This is a genomic window from Bradyrhizobium aeschynomenes, from assembly GCF_013178945.1.
Lineage (GTDB): Bacteria > Pseudomonadota > Alphaproteobacteria > Rhizobiales > Xanthobacteraceae > Bradyrhizobium > Bradyrhizobium aeschynomenes.
This window is the reverse complement of the sequence record NZ_JABFDM010000017.1, coordinates 36,507-50,464: the sequence shown is the minus strand read 5'-3', so window position 1 is coordinate 50,464 and position 13,958 is coordinate 36,507. Positions and strand designations below refer to the sequence as shown.

Sequence of the window (13,958 nt, the reverse complement as noted above, 5' to 3'; positions counted from 1 at the left end):
GCGCGACTCGTTCACAAAAGCCCGAGGCGCTCGGCGATCGCGAACAGCCAGAAGCCGCCGGACATCAGCAGCGCGACGCCGACGGCGGCCGAGCCGAGATCCTTGACCCGGCCGATCTGCAGGTCATGCTCGGTGGTCAGGCGATCGGCGAGCTTCTCGATCGCGGTGTTGAGCAATTCGACCACCAGCACCAGCATCACGGCGCAGACCAGCTCGACGCTGCGCATCGGCGTCGCGCCGACGACGTAGGCGAGCGGCAGCGACAGTACGAAGGCGATCACCTCCTCGCGCACCGCCTGCTCGGAGCGGAGCGCGAAGGAAAGACCATTGCGCGAGTTGAGCGTCGCGCGCCAGATTCGCAGCATCAGAAGCCCGCGACCGCCGGAATCGGCGACGACTTGCCGCCGCGCTGCTGCTTCAACAGCTCAGCGATCAGGAACGCCATGTCGATCGACTGCTCGGCGTTCAGCCGGGGATCGCACACCGTGTGATAGCGGTCGTTGAGATCCTCGTCAGTGATCGCGCGCGCGCCGCCGATGCATTCGGTGACGTCCTTGCCGGTCATCTCCAGATGAATGCCGCCGGCATGGGTGCCCTCGGCGGCATGCACCGCGAAGAAGGCGCGGACCTCCGATACGATGCGATCAAACGGCCGGGTCTTGTAGCCCGAGTTCGAGGTGATGGTGTTGCCGTGCATCGGATCGCACGACCACACCACCTTGCGCCCCTCCCGCTGCACCGCGCGGATCAGCCCCGGCAGATGATCGCCGACCTTGTCGGCACCGAAGCGGTTGATCAGGGTCAGCCGGCCCGGCTCGTTGTCGGGGTTGAGAATGTCGATCAGCTTGATCAGTTCGTCCGGCTTCAGCGACGGGCCGCATTTCAGGCCGATCGGGTTCTTGATGCCGCGGAAATACTCGACATGGCCGTGATCGAGCTGGCGGGTGCGGTCGCCGATCCAGATGAAATGCCCTGAGGTCGCGTACCAGTCGCCCGTCGTCGAATCGACGCGGGTGAAGGCCTGCTCATAGCCGAGCAGCAGCGCCTCGTGGCTGGTGTAGAAGTCGGTGGCGCGCAGCTCGGGATGGCTCTCGAGATCGAGGCCGCAGGCGCGCATGAAGTTGAGCGCCTCGGAGATGCGGTCGGCCAGCTCCTTGTAGCGGCGCGACTGCGGACTGTCCTTGACGAAGCCGAGCATCCACTGGTGCACGCTGCCGAGATTGGCGAAGCCGCCGGTGGCGAACGCGCGCAGCAGGTTCAAGGTCGCGGCCGACTGCCGATAGGCGTCGAGCTGGCGCTGCGGATTGGGGATGCGCGCCTCCGGCGTGAAAGCGGTGTCGTTGACGATGTCGCCGCGATAGCTCGGCAGCTCGACGCCGTTCAGCTTCTCGGTGGGCGACGAGCGCGGCTTGGCGAACTGGCCGGCGATGCGGCCGACCTTCACCACAGGCACCGCGCCGGCATAGGTCATGACCACCGCCATCTGCAGCAGCACGCGGAAGAAGTCGCGGATGTTGTTGGCGCCGTGCTCGGCAAAGCTCTCGGCGCAGTCGCCGCCCTGCAGCAGGAACGCCTCGCCGGCTGCGACCCGCGCCAGGGATTTCTTCAGGTTGCGCGCCTCGCCAGCGAACACCAGCGGCGGGAAGGTCGAAAGCTGCGCCTCGACCTCGGCCAGCGCCTTCTGGTCGGGATAGTCAGGCACCTGCTGCACCGGCTTGGACCGCCAGCTCTCCGGGCTCCAGCGCTCCGTCATGGCTCTCTACTCCCTCTCGGCAACCGCACGCTTATTCCCCCGCAGCGGCGCGCCGCCTTATACACAGCCTGCCCCCGCGCCGCCACTTGGAATTTAAGTCGCTGACACAAGGGCTTGCACCGCAAGCCGAATTTGACTTTGCTACGGCCCGGCCAACGACGGGAGAACGAGGCGTGGGCGAGACCGGAGCCGATGGCGTTCTGACTGAGGATCTGACCTTTCCCGCCGCCGACGGCTTCGCGCTGGCCGGCACCCTGTTCATGCCGCGCGGCACACCCGTCCATGCCGTGCTGATCAATTCCGGGGCGGCGATCCCGCGCCGGATCTATCGCGGCTTCGCGGCCCATCTCGCCGAGCAGGGCTGCGCGGTTCTGACCTATGATTATCGCGGCATCGGCGGCAGCCGCCCCCGCTCCCTCCGAGGCTTCGCGGCATCGATGACCGATTGGGCGGCGTTCGACATCACCGGCGCAGTGAACTGGATGCGCGAGTACTATGCCGCATTGCCGCTGCGCTATGTCGGACACTCCTTCGGCGGCCAGACGCTCGGCCTGCTCAGCAACAACACGGAGGTGTCGCGCGCACTCTTCATCGCGTCCCAGGCGGGCTATTGGAAGCTGATGGCGCCCGGCGAGCGCTGGCGCGTGGTGACGATGCTGAACGGCGTCGGCGTGCCGCTGACGCATGCCCTCGGCTACACGCCCGGCTGGAGCGGCGTCGGCGAGGACCTGCCGAAGGGCGTGTTCCTGCAATGGGTGCGCTGGATCATGAGCCCGCGCTATTTGTTCGACGACGCATCGCTGCCAGGCCTTGCGAACTACGCCAATTTCAAGAGCCCGGTGCGGGCGCTGTGCCTCGCCGACGATCCCTGGGCCACGCAGCCCGCGGTCGAGCTGTTGTGCGCCGGCTATACGGGCACGCGGCCGGAGCTGCTCAGCATCGCGCCGCAGGACGTCGGCGCGTCCGCGATCGGCCACATCGGTTTCTTCCGCCCGGCGCATCGCGACACGCTGTGGCGCAGCGCGACGAAGTGGCTGCTCGCAACGTGATGCGTCGGCCGGTTGGTCGTTGCCCATGAGCGCGCGCTCCCGCGGCAGGTCGTGCCCGAGCTGTGCTGCCGTCGTTCGCCCTCCGAGAGGTCGGAGGGCGCAGGGAATGCCGGGTGAAGGCCTCACCCATGGCCCGCCTGCGAAAAAAATGCAGGCGGCAGGTACCACAGGTGCAGCCGATCAACCGGCATTCCCTGCGCGACAGTCTTAACGCTTATACGCAGTCTGCCTGGTGCGCCGGGCTTTCTGGCCACCATGATCCGCGCGGCGCCTCAAGCGCCGTCGCGAACGTGACACCAGCGTCGGGGTGTCGGCACGCTGCGACTTCACGTCCGCGCCAAGCCGTTCGTCCGCGCATCACAAGGACACGCTGCGGCTCCCTCGCGGCCATCGCTCCCCGCCTCGCGTGTCGTGACGATCGCGCGCAACGCCCCTTCCGAGTGAGGCGGGATATCCGCAATAGAGCATGATTTCTGATATTCGTAAAGTAAAATTTCAGCCGCTCGGAGAGATCAGGTGCAGTGCTCGTTCATCAGCACCTCAGGCTTGACGTATGCGCGCTCCGGCAAGAGCACGTTGCATGGCTGGCGGCGCAGCCGGCGACCCTGCTGTATTGCGATGAGGTGTTCCTGTGCCACGCCGCGCCGGACGACGATGCAGCATTCTGGCTCGAACAGATCATGGAGGATGGAACATCGCGTCCAAGCAATCTTGTCAGCATCGAAGCGCGGGTCGCCGGCATCGACGCCTCGCTGATCCTGTGCGGGCACGGCCATCTTCCACGCATCGTCCGGCTCAGCGATGGCCGGCTGGTCGTCAATCCCGGCAGCGTCGGGCTGCTCGGCTACAGGATCTCCACGCCGAAGCGCTATCACGTGGAGACCGGCACGCCCGACGCCTGTTTATACGATCGCCGAGCGCCGGCTCGGGCGCTGGTCCGTGACCTTTCGCTACGTGCCTTATGATCCGACGCGAATGGCCGCGCTCTCACGCGACGGCGGACGGCCTGACTGGGCTAGCGCCATTGCGACGGGATGGGTGGATTGATCGGCTGTCATCGTTCGCGATGCCCGATAAGCAATGTCGCCTCCGCGTCAGACCACGAGCAACAGCCCCGACACCAGCAGAATGCCCAGGATGATCTTCCTGAACAGCGCATCATTGACCTTGCGGAAAGCGAGGATGCCGAGCGCCGTGCCGGCGAATAGCGCAGGAACGCTCAAGGCGAGATCGATGATTACCTTGGACGACAGATCCTGCCGGGCCAGCATCACTGCCAGCGAGGCGATCTGGATCGCGGCGATGAACGGCTGGACGAGGCCGCGCTGCTCGGTTTTTGGCAGGCCATGCAGTTCGCACCAGATCGTCGGCAACGCGCCCGGCATCGCCGTGAGCCCGCCGATGAGTCCGCCGCCGAAGCCGACGATGGCGGTGCGGCTTCGGTTCATCGGCTGGAGGCTGCCGAGCGCGGGCTTGAACAGCATGTATGCGGCATAGACCGCGATCGTGATGCCGAACACCTGCTGAAACACGCGCGCGTCGGCATTGTGCAGCAGCCACAGCGCCAGCGGCACGCCGAGCAGCCCGCCGATGATCAGGACGAAGCTCTCCCTCCAGCGGATGCTGGCGCGCAAGGCCCAGAGGTTCGTCGCCTGCACGCCGACGCTGCACGCCATCATCAGCGGCACCGCCTCCAAGGGCTGAAGCATGTGCAACAGGATCGCGCCGGCAACGGCCGAAAACGCAAAGCCGGCGAGGCCGGAGACGAAGGCGCCGAAGAACACGGCGACGCTGAGCAGCAAGAATGATCCGAAACCGGGCATGGAAATGCTCCCGCTGATGAGGCTGAAAATGGGTGGTGGTCAATCGATGGATTGAAGCGTCGCCATCGGCTTCGTCGACGCTCCGTCGGGCGTGTCAGCCCCTCGCAGAATCGCAATCGCGACGATGTGCAGGACCAGGAAGCCGACGAGGACGGCGGCGCCGAGCGCCGGCTTCAGCGTGATCGGCTTTCGCTGCGTTGACTCCTGATGGGCTTGCATGTCCGACGTCTCCGGCAAGTGGTATCGGATTGCTAGCAGCCCGCCGTCTCCTCAGCGTCCCCCGAGCTGGGGATGAGGTGTGCCGGGATTTCCCGCTGTGTGCTGAAGATCACCTTGAGCTCATTTCGCCGCAATCACGCGAGCCCCGTTTGACAAACCCATAACCAAGCGGTTATGAATTAACCCATAACCAACAGGCTATGGATTTCATGCCGCGCTCGCCCGACCTGCTGTTCCGCTCGCTCGCCGATCCCACCCGGCGCGCCATCTTCGAAGGGCTGTGCCGGCACGGCGAGCAGACGGTCGGCGCGTTGACGGCCAAGGCTGGCGTATCGCAGCCGGCGGTCTCGAAGCATCTCGGCGTGCTCAGGCAGGCGGGCCTGGTGCGCGAGCGTCACGAAGGCCGCCTGACGCATTACCGCGCGCAGCCGAAGGCGCTGGCGCCCCTGCTCGACTGGACCAGCCGCATGGCCACGTTCTGGGAAAGCCGGTTCGACGATCTGGAAAATCTGCTCAACAGGATGGATCAATGAGCTCAGCTGCGCCCGAAACCCGCACCGTCGTCGTCGAGCGCGAATTCGCACATCCGCCGGAAAAACTCTGGCACGCGTTGACGCAGCCGCATCTGATCGCGGAGTGGCTGATGGCGAATGATTTCGTGCCGCAGGTGGATCACCGCTTCAAGCTGAAGGCGGATTGGGGCGTCGTCGACTGCCAGGTCGTGACCATCGAGCCGCACAGGACGCTGGCCTACAGCTGGGAGGCGCTCGGCCTCGACAGCGTCGTGACCTGGACGCTGACGCCGACGGCAACCGGCACGCATCTTCGCATGGAGCAGACGGGCTTCGCCGCCGATCAGACCCGCGCCTATCAGGGCGCGCGCTTCGGCTGGCCGAGATTCTTCGATGGGTTGGAGCAGACATTGGTGCGGCTCGACTGAGCTGCTCGACCAAAAACGCCGCCGTCATTCCGGGGCGACGCGCGCAGCGCGGCGAGCCCGGAATCCATCGGGCCGCGTCAATGACGCTTGATGGATTCCGGGCTCGTGCTTCGCACGCCCCGGAATGACGGAGGAGAGATCTCGCGCATTCGTCAGCATTGTCATAATGAGGAGGAGCAGATGAATTGGTCCAATGCGATCCGGCAGGTGCATCGCTGGGTGTCGATCGCGTTCACCATCGGAGTCATCATCAACATCGCGGCGATGACGCAGACGCAGCCGGCCTTCTGGATCGGGCTGCTGGCGCTCGTCCCGCTGATCGTGCTGCTGGCAACCGGGCTCTATCTGTTTGCTCGGCCGTATTTGACGAGGACAGCAAAGGCTTAGCCCTGAGGATGTCGGCGGGCAAACGCGCGGCCATGCGCTGCCCTGCCTCGCGAGACCGCCTAATCCAGCCCGTTCGCCGACACCCAGCCGACGACGCCGTTCCACACCGCACGACACGACGGAAACCGGCTGACACCGTCGCCGGGCATCACGCAGCCGCCGACCATCGCAGTCTCGCCGGCGGGGATGCGCGTCAGGACGTCGGATTTCTGTCCGGGCTCGCGGCGCAGGTTGAGATAGCCCTGCGAGACGTTGCGCTTCACCATGCGCGGCACGAGATGCGGATTGGGCAGAACGGCCTGCGCACGCTCGGTCGGCGACTCGGCCGGACGCGTTGCGGTCTGCGTCTTCTTCAGCTCCTCGATCCGCGCCCGCGCCATCGAGCCATAGGGCGTAGCGCCGAACTGGCGCACGAAATCCTCGAGCACGGCGATGCTGGTGGTGTTCTGCGTCACCGCCCAGGCGCGCTCGGCCGGATCGGACGAGGCAGGCTGCGTGGCGGAAGCCGGCGCGAACGTCTGGCCGGCGAAGAAGAAGTCGCCATCGACCGGCGAGCTCGACACCCAGGGCTGCTGTGAGCCGGCAGTGGCGCGCTTCACCTCGAGGCCGACCTGGTTGAAGGTCTTGAAGATGTCGAGGCCGGGCCGCCGGATGGTCTCGGCCAAGGCTTTCGTGAACGGACTGTTGCCGTCGCGGCCATCGAGCGCGACGTTGCCGGGCTGGGTCGCGAACGAGATCAGCGTGCCCTCGGGCGCGCGCATCTGCGCGAGTCCGCTGCCGGCGTCGCGCAGCCCGCGGCCGCCGAACGGATTGTTGCGGCAGGCATCGAGGATGACGAGGTTGAGCTTGGTGCCCGCGCTCTCCATCTGCCGCAGCACGACGTTGACGTCGAGCATCTGGAAGTCGACATCGGCCTCCCGCGTCGGATTGGCGTCGACCGGCACCAGATAGTTGACGCCGCGCACCTGCACGCCGTGGCCCGCATAATAGACCAGCGCCACGTCGGCGCCCCGCGCCTTGCCGCCGAACTCCTGCACCGCGCGTCGCATCGCGGCCTCGTCGAGATCGAGCTGCGCGCTGCCGCCGACCAGCGTGAAGCTGAGACCCTGAAGGGTCTCGGCCATCAGCGCCGCATCATGCTTGGGATTGTCGAGTCGGCTGACCGTTCGATAGGCCGAGTTGCCGATGACCAGCGCGATGCGGGTATCGGCGAGCGCGGGGCTGCAAAGGATCAGCATGCTATATCCGGCCAGCACAAGCCTCATCCATCGCCGCATCAGTCCCCCTGGCGCCAACCTCGATGGCACGAGCTTATACGTCCGTCGCAGAGGGAGAAAAGCACGGCATCACCAAGGCCGGTCTCGCGAGGCCCGGCCGGCAATTCAAGGCCGCAGCAGCCAACGGAATGCCTCGCGCAGGATCTCGGTACCGTCAGCCTCGTGCCAGGCGCCATGGGCGATCACGATACGCTCGGGGTGCCACCCAAGCATGGTCTCCACGGCCGCCCGCAACTCGCGTCGGTGCCGCCAGGTAAATGTCAGCCGGAGATCGCGCGGCAGGCCGCCATGCGGCGGACCGACGCCCCCGATCCAGCTCAGGTAGCGCGCCAAGCCGGCGCCGATCTTGGCCGGCTCGAAATTCTCCATCAGATCGGTCAGGATCAGCGTGCGCGACGGGCGATGGAAGAACACGACCTCCGTCATGTAGCTGCCGACGACGGGCAAGGTCGCGATCTCATCGTCCCAGGGATAGCCGGTGCTGCGATCCAGCGGCCTGCTCTCGAAATCGATGCGGCCCTTCGCCTGCGCGCGAATGCCTGGCGCCAGATAGATCGCCGCGTCGGGAAAGTCCGCCTGCCAGTCGGGGATCCACCAATAGTGGATGCGATTCGGACCGATGATGTCGCGCACGCGGCCTTCCCGGTCGATCTCGGCCCGCAGCGCCGGCGTCAACGGCGTGGGCGAGTGGATGAACAGATCGCCGGAGGCGCAGCGCACCACGGTCATGCGGGTGGGAAACGGAAACTTGAGTCCGGGCACACCGAAGCGGATGACCGGCCCATCAACGATCCAGAGGTTGTCGGCGACAGGCTTCAGGGTGTTCAGCGGCGGATAGGTCGCAAAAGAATCGTCTCGGCACATGCTGGTCGCTCTCCGCGCCCAACCCTATCGTCGCCGATTGGTTCCAAACTTGAGACGAAACCGATCGGCCACGGATCGTTGCCAGACCTCGATCGCGTGGCGCATCAACACGACGCGCGATGCGCATGCACCGCGACGCGGATGCTGGGCCCTACTCCGCCGCCTGCCGCACATGCCGCTCGGTCACGGTGCGCATCGTCACCAGTTCCTCGGCGGCGGAGGGATGCAGCGCGACGGTCGAGTCGAAATCGGCCTTGGTCGCCTTCATCTTGATGGCGATGGCGACGGCCTGCGTGATCTCGGCAGCCGTGTCGCCGACGATGTGGCAGCCGAGCACGCGGTCGCTCGCGCCGTCGACCACGAGCTTCATCAGCACGCGGGTATCGCGGCCGGACATCGTCGCCTTGATCGGGCGGAAACTGGTCTTGTAGATGTCGACGCGGTCGTACATCTCGCGCGCCTGGGTCTCGGTCAGGCCGACGGTGCCCACTTCAGGCTGGCAGAACACGGCGGTCGGGATGTCGGCGTGATCGACGCGCACGCTCTTGCCGCCGAACACAGTGTCGGCGAAGGCATGGCCCTCGCGGATCGCGACCGGCGTCAGGTTGAAGCGATGAGTGACGTCGCCGATCGCATAGATGCTCGGCACCGAGCTCTGCGAAAACGCGTCGACCGCGATGCCGCCGTTGCGCGGATTGATGGCGACGCCGGCCTTCTCCAGGCCGAGATTGGCGACCGCCGGATGACGGCCGATCGCGAACATCACCTTGTCGGAGGCGATGCTGGAGCCGTTCGACAGATGCGTGGTGTAGTCCTTGCCGTGCTTGTCGACGCTCGACACCGTGCAGCCGGTCAGGATGGTGATGCCTTCCTTCTCCATCTCCGCGCGGACATGCTTGCGGACGTCCTCGTCGAAGCCGCGCAGGATGTTGTCGCCGCGATAGACGACCGTCACGTCCGAGCCGAAATTGGCGAAGATGCAGGCGAATTCGAGCGCGATGTAGCCGCCGCCCTGGATCACGATCCGGCGCGGCAGCTCGTCGAGATGGAACGCCTCGTTGGACGAGATGACGTGCTCGATGCCGGGGATCGGCGTGCCGTGGTTGGGCGCGCCGCCGGTAGCGATCAGGATATATTTCGCGCGCACCGTCTCGCCGGTGGCGAGCCGCACGGTGTGCGCATCCTCGATCGTTGCACGGGTCTTGACGATTCGGGCGCCCGACTTCTCGACATTGGCGGTGTAGGCCGCCTCGAGCCGCGCGATCTCCTTGTCCTTGTTCCTGATCAGCGTCGGCCAGTCGAAGGTCGCGGCCGGGATCGTCCAGCCGAAGCCGGCGGCATCGGCGATCTCCTGGCGGACATGCGAGCCGATCACGAACAGCTTCTTGGGCACGCAGCCGCGGATCACGCAGGTGCCGCCCATGCGGTATTCCTCGGCCACCATCACGCGGGCGCCATAGCCCGCCGCGATGCGGGCGGCGCGCACGCCACCCGAGCCGCCACCGATCACGAACAGGTCGACGTCGAATTCAGCCATCTCTCCCCCGACCTGTTCTCGCCGCGACAAACCTCAGATCGGCTTGTTGCGCTTGCGCATCTCGGCGCGGAACTGCGCGGTAACCGTGTCGGAGAACTCCGCCGCCCACAGGTTCATCGCCTGCATGCTCATCTGGATCGCCTTCGGCTCGGCCGCAAGCAGCTTCTGGCCGATCGGCGACTTGTAGAAGGTGACGAGGTTGGCGATCTCGGCGTCCGAGAACTCGTTGCAGTAGATCTGCGCCATCTTCTCGCCGATCTCCTTCTCCTTGCCGGCGTAGGTCTGCGCGACCATCACGGCGACCTCGTCGAGGTCCTTCTGGTAGTTCAGGTTGGACTGCAGCAGCGCCTGCTTGGTCTGCTGCACCATCCCGGGAACGGCATTGGCGTACATCGCACCCGCGTTCTTCATCGCCAGAATCTCACGCGCGCCCGCCATGCAGGCGGCCGAGGCCGGCTTCAGGGCCGGCGGCTGGCCCTGCGCGGCAGCGGGGCTCGCAGAGGCCAGAGCCAGCACGATTCCGGCGGCCGGCAAGATTCTGAACACGCTCTTCATTCCAAGTCTCCTGTGAGATTGCCGCCTTGAGCAGAAAGTCCTGCTGCACTCAAGGCCGCTGGATAACGCGAATTCCCTGTGCGCCCGCCAGGATCGCGGTGCTGCCGAGGCCAATGAACAGCCCGTGCTCGACCACGCCTGGAATTGCGCTCAAAAGGCCCGCCAGACGCGGGGGATCCTCGATCTCCCCCAGGCGAACGTCGACAATCCAGTGGCCGCCATCGGTGACGAAAACGTGGCCATCTGCGGACTTGCGCACGCTCATTGGCCCGGACACGCCAGCCTTGGCGAAGGCGTCGCCCATCTCGCGCTGGGTCGCGGCGAGACCGAACGGAACCACCTCGACCGGCAGCGGGAAGCGGCCGAGCCGCGCGACCCATTTGGTTTCGTCGGCGATCACGATCATGCGAGCCGAGGCGCTGGCGACGATCTTCTCGCGCAGGAGCGCGCCGCCGCCGCCCTTGATCAGGTCGAGCGCCGGATTGATCTCGTCGGCGCCGTCGACGGTGATGTCGAGGCGGTCGATCTCGTCGAGCGTGGTCAGCGGCACGCCGCAGGCTTCCGCCTGCGCCCGCGTCGCCTCCGAGGTCGGCACGCCCACGACCTTCAGCCCGGCACGCACCCTTTCACCAAGCAGATCGACGAAATGCTTGGCGGTCGAGCCGGTGCCGAGGCCGAGCCTCATGCCGCTCTCGACCTCCTCCAGCGCACGCGCCGCCGCCTGCCGTTTCAATGCGTCCATATCGACCAAGACACCCGCCCCTCGGATGGACCCCCACCGGGCGGGGGCCGAAAACCGGGGCATATCTAGCGGTGTTTTGCCGCAAGGCCTAGCTCTTGCTGGCTCCCGGCGGTCACGAAATCGGACAAAAAGCAGGCCTGGCCCTCTTGCAAGGGCGAGGGCTGCCCGGTAGCGGATACCGATGCCCATCTCCAGCACCATCGTCTTCGATCTCGACGGCACCCTGGTCGACACGGCGCCGGACCTCATCAACGCGCTGAATCATATCTTGCAGCGCGAAGGGCTGCGGCCGGTGCCACTGGCCTCGGCCCGCAAGATGATCGGGCACGGCGCGCGCAAGCTGCTCGAACGCGGGCTGGAGGCGGAGGGACGCTTCGCCAGCACGGAGGACATGGACCGGCTCACCGCCGATTTCATCGATTTCTATGCCGAGAACATCGCGATCGAATCGCGCCCCTTCGACGGGCTGGAAGCGGCGCTCGACGAGCTCGCCGGCCGCGGCTGCCAGTTCGCGGTCTGCACCAACAAGCTCGAATGGCTGTCCAAGCGCCTGCTCGACCAGCTCGGCCTGTCCTCCCGCTTCGCCGCCATCTGCGGCGCCGATACGTTCGGCGTCGCCAAGCCCGACCCGACGATCCTGCGCCAGACCATCGCGCAGGCCGGCGGCGCGATCGGCGCCGCGATCATGGTCGGCGATGCCGGCACCGACGTCGGAGCGGCGCGTCGGGCCGGCGTGCCTGTGATCGGCTGCACGTTCGGCTATACGGACGTCCCGATTGCCGAACTGAATCCGGACCACCTGATCGACCACATGCGCGAGCTGCCGGCCGCAGTCGCAGCGCTCGGTTCCTCGCTCAGAAACGGCTGACCAGACCGCGATTTGCATGAACGCACGCGCCGAGATCGGTCTCTCCCGCGCGGAGAAACGTGCTCTCGATGCAACTCCCGGCCGATGGCCCGGATCTCCGATCCGACTGCCACATCCACGCTTAACTCGTTGCTTTGTCGAAAGAAAGCTGCACGGCGCAGGACGTTAACGTTCTGTTGAGAATAGGGTTGACCACAGTTGCGCCGCTGTTCTGACGCTCCTATGGTCGCCTTGGGATTGCGGCCGATGGCCGCAGGGCTGTGGGGCGGACATCATGATGCGGCGTGTCATCGCAATTGCCGTTGCGGGAGCCGGCCTTGCCGGCTGCTCGTCCTTCTCCATGGACAGCTTCAAGTTGGCGGCGCCCGAGATTCCCGTGCAGCTCGAATCGGTGCCACCAGGCGCCGACGCCAAAACCTCGCTCGGACCGGGCTGCAGAACGCCGTGCACCGTCCAGGTCCCGGCGCCCGATGCGGGCTTCAGCGTCACCTTCACGATGGACAAATACCTGCCGGCAACCATCCCGGTGCAGGTGATCCGCAACACCGGCGATTTCAACTCGTCGCCGCCGGTCGTAATGGATCCGAGCCCGGTCGTGGCCGAGCTGCAGCCGGCGCCGGGAGCACCGCCGAAGGCGGTCAAGCACATGCGACCGAAGAAGCCGAAGCCGCAGAAGTCCGCCGCCGCGCCCGCGGCCGCCGCGCCGGCAACCACCGGCTCGGCCTTCCCCGCACCGGTTCCCGGCGCGGCGCGGCAGTAGCGGCCGCGCTCGCGTGCGGCGCAACATCGACGATGCGGCGTTGGCGATTGTGAGGCGCGCGGATCATGATTAGATTGGCTCGTAACTGACATCGGCCACGTGCCTCACGCGGCCGCCTCGTGGCATCGCCGCCACCCGCAAGGCCATCCATGACTGCTGAGACGTTGAGCGACACCGCCCTGACGCGCCCGATGACCGACCCGTTCGGCCGTCGCATCTCCTATCTGCGCGTCTCGGTCACCGACCGCTGCGATCTGCGCTGCTTCTACTGCATGTCGGAGGACATGACCTTCCTGCCGAAGGCCGATCTCCTGACGCTCGAGGAGCTCGACCGGCTCTGCTCGGCCTTCATCAACAAGGGCGTGAAGAAGCTCAGGCTCACCGGCGGCGAGCCGCTGGTCCGGCGCAACGTCATGGGCCTGGTGCGCTCGCTGTCGCGACATCTGAAGAGCGGCGCGCTCAACGAGCTGACGATGACGACCAACGCGACACAGCTTGCGAAATATGCCGCCGAGCTCGCCGATTGCGGCGTCCGCCGCATCAACGTCTCGCTGGATACGCTCGATCCCGACAAATTCCGCACCATCACCCGCTGGGGCGATCTCGACCGCGTCCTCGCCGGCATCGAGGCCGCGCAGACTGCCGGCATCGCGATCAAGATCAACGCGGTTGCGCTCAAGAACGTGAACGAGGACGAGATCCCCGGCCTTATCGACTGGGCGCACGGCAAGGGCATGGCGCTGACCTTGATCGAGGTGATGCCGATGGGCGAGATCGGCGAAGGCCGCATCGACCAGTATCTGCCGCTGTCGCTGCTGCGCAGCCGGCTCGCGCAGAAATACACGATGACCGATCTCGACGAGACCACCGGCGGCCCCGCGCGCTACGTCCGCGTCGCCGAGACCGGCGGCACGATCGGCTTCATCACGCCGATGACGCATAATTTCTGCGAGAGCTGCAACCGCGTGCGCGTCACCTGCACCGGCACCCTGCACACCTGCCTCGGCCACGAGGACGCCTCCGATTTGCGCAAGCCGCTGCGCGCCTCGGCCAGCGACGAGCAGCTGAGCGATGCGATCGACCGCGCCATCGGCCTGAAGCCGAAGGGCCACGACTTCATCATCGACCGCCGCCACAACCGTCCGAGCGTCAGCCGGCACATGAGCGTGACGGGCGGCTGACGA

The 13,958-nt window shown here is 66.2% G+C and carries 17 protein-coding genes; 8 read left to right on the top strand and 9 right to left on the bottom strand.

The window, feature by feature from the left end:
- Positions 1 to 11: 11 nt before the first annotated feature.
- Together HL666_RS31465 and HL666_RS31460 are read right to left on the bottom strand one after the other, a co-directional pair.
- The gene (locus HL666_RS31465) at positions 12 to 365 is read right to left on the bottom strand and encodes a diacylglycerol kinase (protein ID WP_172113434.1); all 354 of its coding nucleotides are present in this window, start codon (positions 363 to 365) and stop codon (positions 12 to 14) included.
- Positions 365 to 1,753: a class II 3-deoxy-7-phosphoheptulonate synthase gene (locus tag HL666_RS31460; protein WP_172185426.1), complete on the bottom strand. Its 1,389-nt coding sequence runs from the start codon at positions 1,751 to 1,753 to the stop codon at positions 365 to 367. The genes HL666_RS31465 and HL666_RS31460 overlap by 1 nt, the downstream gene beginning before the upstream one ends.
- Positions 1,754 to 1,926: 173 nt before the next feature.
- On the opposite strand from HL666_RS31460, the gene HL666_RS31455 reads away from it, so the two are divergent.
- Positions 1,927 to 2,802, top strand: coding sequence for an alpha/beta hydrolase family protein (locus HL666_RS31455; protein WP_311976751.1), 876 nt, complete (start codon positions 1,927 to 1,929; stop codon positions 2,800 to 2,802).
- A gap of 521 nt (positions 2,803 to 3,323) precedes the next feature.
- Positions 3,324 to 3,767 (top strand): metallophosphoesterase family protein, encoded by a 444-nt coding sequence (locus HL666_RS31450; protein WP_246740054.1) that lies wholly within the window; start codon positions 3,324 to 3,326, stop codon positions 3,765 to 3,767.
- Positions 3,768 to 3,896: 129 nt separating this feature from the next.
- On the opposite strand, the gene HL666_RS31445 is transcribed toward HL666_RS31450, so the two are convergent.
- Both HL666_RS31445 and HL666_RS31440 read right to left on the bottom strand, forming a co-directional pair.
- Complete coding sequence (locus HL666_RS31445) at positions 3,897 to 4,625, bottom strand: sulfite exporter TauE/SafE family protein (protein WP_172134341.1); 729 nt, start codon at positions 4,623 to 4,625, stop codon at positions 3,897 to 3,899.
- Between the two features lie 39 nt (positions 4,626 to 4,664).
- A complete protein-coding gene (locus HL666_RS31440) occupies positions 4,665 to 4,844 on the bottom strand; it encodes a hypothetical protein (protein WP_172185424.1) in 180 nt (59 codons plus the stop codon).
- 209 nt (positions 4,845 to 5,053) lie between these two features.
- Between HL666_RS31440 and HL666_RS31435 the strand changes: the two genes are divergently transcribed.
- The 3 genes from HL666_RS31435 (at position 5,054) to HL666_RS31425 (ending at position 6,171) form a co-directional block, all read left to right on the top strand.
- Positions 5,054 to 5,377: an ArsR/SmtB family transcription factor gene (locus HL666_RS31435; RefSeq protein WP_172113429.1), complete on the top strand. Its 324-nt coding sequence runs from the start codon at positions 5,054 to 5,056 to the stop codon at positions 5,375 to 5,377.
- On the top strand, positions 5,374 to 5,784 hold the full coding sequence (locus HL666_RS31430; protein ID WP_172185422.1) for an SRPBCC family protein: 411 nt from the start codon (positions 5,374 to 5,376) through the stop codon (positions 5,782 to 5,784). Before HL666_RS31435 ends, HL666_RS31430 begins: the two co-directional genes overlap by 4 nt.
- A gap of 180 nt (positions 5,785 to 5,964) precedes the next feature.
- Entirely contained in the window at positions 5,965 to 6,171 is a 207-nt protein-coding gene (locus HL666_RS31425) for a hypothetical protein (protein WP_172134343.1), read from the top strand.
- 59 nt (positions 6,172 to 6,230) lie between these two features.
- Here the strand turns inward: HL666_RS31425 and HL666_RS31420 are convergent, their stop codons facing one another.
- From HL666_RS31420 to rpiA, 5 genes are all read right to left on the bottom strand, one after another.
- Entirely contained in the window at positions 6,231 to 7,448 is a 1,218-nt protein-coding gene (locus tag HL666_RS31420; protein WP_172185420.1) for a caspase family protein, read from the bottom strand.
- A gap of 105 nt (positions 7,449 to 7,553) precedes the next feature.
- On the bottom strand, positions 7,554 to 8,312 hold the full coding sequence (locus HL666_RS31415; protein ID WP_172185418.1) for a DUF4336 domain-containing protein: 759 nt from the start codon (positions 8,310 to 8,312) through the stop codon (positions 7,554 to 7,556).
- Positions 8,313 to 8,463: 151 nt separating this feature from the next.
- Positions 8,464 to 9,849: a glutathione-disulfide reductase gene (gor, locus tag HL666_RS31410; RefSeq protein ID WP_172185416.1), complete on the bottom strand. Its 1,386-nt coding sequence runs from the start codon at positions 9,847 to 9,849 to the stop codon at positions 8,464 to 8,466.
- 33 nt (positions 9,850 to 9,882) lie between these two features.
- The gene (locus tag HL666_RS31405; protein WP_172113423.1) at positions 9,883 to 10,404 is read right to left on the bottom strand and encodes a DUF2059 domain-containing protein; all 522 of its coding nucleotides are present in this window, start codon (positions 10,402 to 10,404) and stop codon (positions 9,883 to 9,885) included.
- Positions 10,405 to 10,453: 49 nt separating this feature from the next.
- Positions 10,454 to 11,146 carry a ribose-5-phosphate isomerase RpiA gene (gene rpiA, locus HL666_RS31400; RefSeq protein ID WP_172113422.1) on the bottom strand — a complete coding sequence of 231 codons (693 nt, stop codon included), beginning with the start codon at positions 11,144 to 11,146 and terminating at the stop codon, positions 10,454 to 10,456.
- Between the two features lie 181 nt (positions 11,147 to 11,327).
- On the opposite strand from rpiA, the gene HL666_RS31395 reads away from it, so the two are divergent.
- The 3 genes from HL666_RS31395 to moaA all read left to right on the top strand — a co-directional run bounded on the left by HL666_RS31395 (position 11,328) and on the right by moaA (position 13,955).
- Positions 11,328 to 12,014 carry an HAD-IA family hydrolase gene (locus HL666_RS31395; protein ID WP_172185414.1) on the top strand — a complete coding sequence of 229 codons (687 nt, stop codon included), beginning with the start codon at positions 11,328 to 11,330 and terminating at the stop codon, positions 12,012 to 12,014.
- A 277-nt stretch (positions 12,015 to 12,291) separates the two neighbouring features.
- Entirely contained in the window at positions 12,292 to 12,774 is a 483-nt protein-coding gene (locus tag HL666_RS31390) for a hypothetical protein (RefSeq protein WP_172134396.1), read from the top strand.
- 149 nt (positions 12,775 to 12,923) lie between these two features.
- On the top strand, positions 12,924 to 13,955 hold the full coding sequence (moaA, locus tag HL666_RS31385) for a GTP 3',8-cyclase MoaA (RefSeq protein WP_172185412.1): 1,032 nt from the start codon (positions 12,924 to 12,926) through the stop codon (positions 13,953 to 13,955).
- Positions 13,956 to 13,958 lie beyond the last annotated feature (3 nt).

Coding starts and splice junctions, on each gene's coding strand:
- HL666_RS31420 (WP_172185420.1), bottom strand. CDS start 7,448: ATGCGGCGATGGATGAGGCTTGTGCTGGCCGGATATAGCATGCTGATC.
- HL666_RS31415 (WP_172185418.1), bottom strand. CDS start 8,312: ATGTGCCGAGACGATTCTTTTGCGACCTATCCGCCGCTGAACACCCTG.
- HL666_RS31390 (WP_172134396.1), top strand. CDS start 12,292: ATGCGGCGTGTCATCGCAATTGCCGTTGCGGGAGCCGGCCTTGCCGGC.
- HL666_RS31460 (WP_172185426.1), bottom strand. CDS start 1,753: ATGACGGAGCGCTGGAGCCCGGAGAGCTGGCGGTCCAAGCCGGTGCAG.
- rpiA (WP_172113422.1), bottom strand. CDS start 11,146: ATGGACGCATTGAAACGGCAGGCGGCGGCGCGTGCGCTGGAGGAGGTC.
- HL666_RS31395 (WP_172185414.1), top strand. CDS start 11,328: ATGCCCATCTCCAGCACCATCGTCTTCGATCTCGACGGCACCCTGGTC.
- HL666_RS31440 (WP_172185424.1), bottom strand. CDS start 4,844: ATGCAAGCCCATCAGGAGTCAACGCAGCGAAAGCCGATCACGCTGAAG.
- HL666_RS31405 (WP_172113423.1), bottom strand. CDS start 10,404: ATGAAGAGCGTGTTCAGAATCTTGCCGGCCGCCGGAATCGTGCTGGCT.
- HL666_RS31425 (WP_172134343.1), top strand. CDS start 5,965: ATGAATTGGTCCAATGCGATCCGGCAGGTGCATCGCTGGGTGTCGATC.
- HL666_RS31465 (WP_172113434.1), bottom strand. CDS start 365: ATGCTGCGAATCTGGCGCGCGACGCTCAACTCGCGCAATGGTCTTTCC.
- HL666_RS31430 (WP_172185422.1), top strand. CDS start 5,374: ATGAGCTCAGCTGCGCCCGAAACCCGCACCGTCGTCGTCGAGCGCGAA.
- moaA (WP_172185412.1), top strand. CDS start 12,924: ATGACTGCTGAGACGTTGAGCGACACCGCCCTGACGCGCCCGATGACC.
- gor (WP_172185416.1), bottom strand. CDS start 9,849: ATGGCTGAATTCGACGTCGACCTGTTCGTGATCGGTGGCGGCTCGGGT.
- HL666_RS31435 (WP_172113429.1), top strand. CDS start 5,054: ATGCCGCGCTCGCCCGACCTGCTGTTCCGCTCGCTCGCCGATCCCACC.
- HL666_RS31445 (WP_172134341.1), bottom strand. CDS start 4,625: ATGCCCGGTTTCGGATCATTCTTGCTGCTCAGCGTCGCCGTGTTCTTC.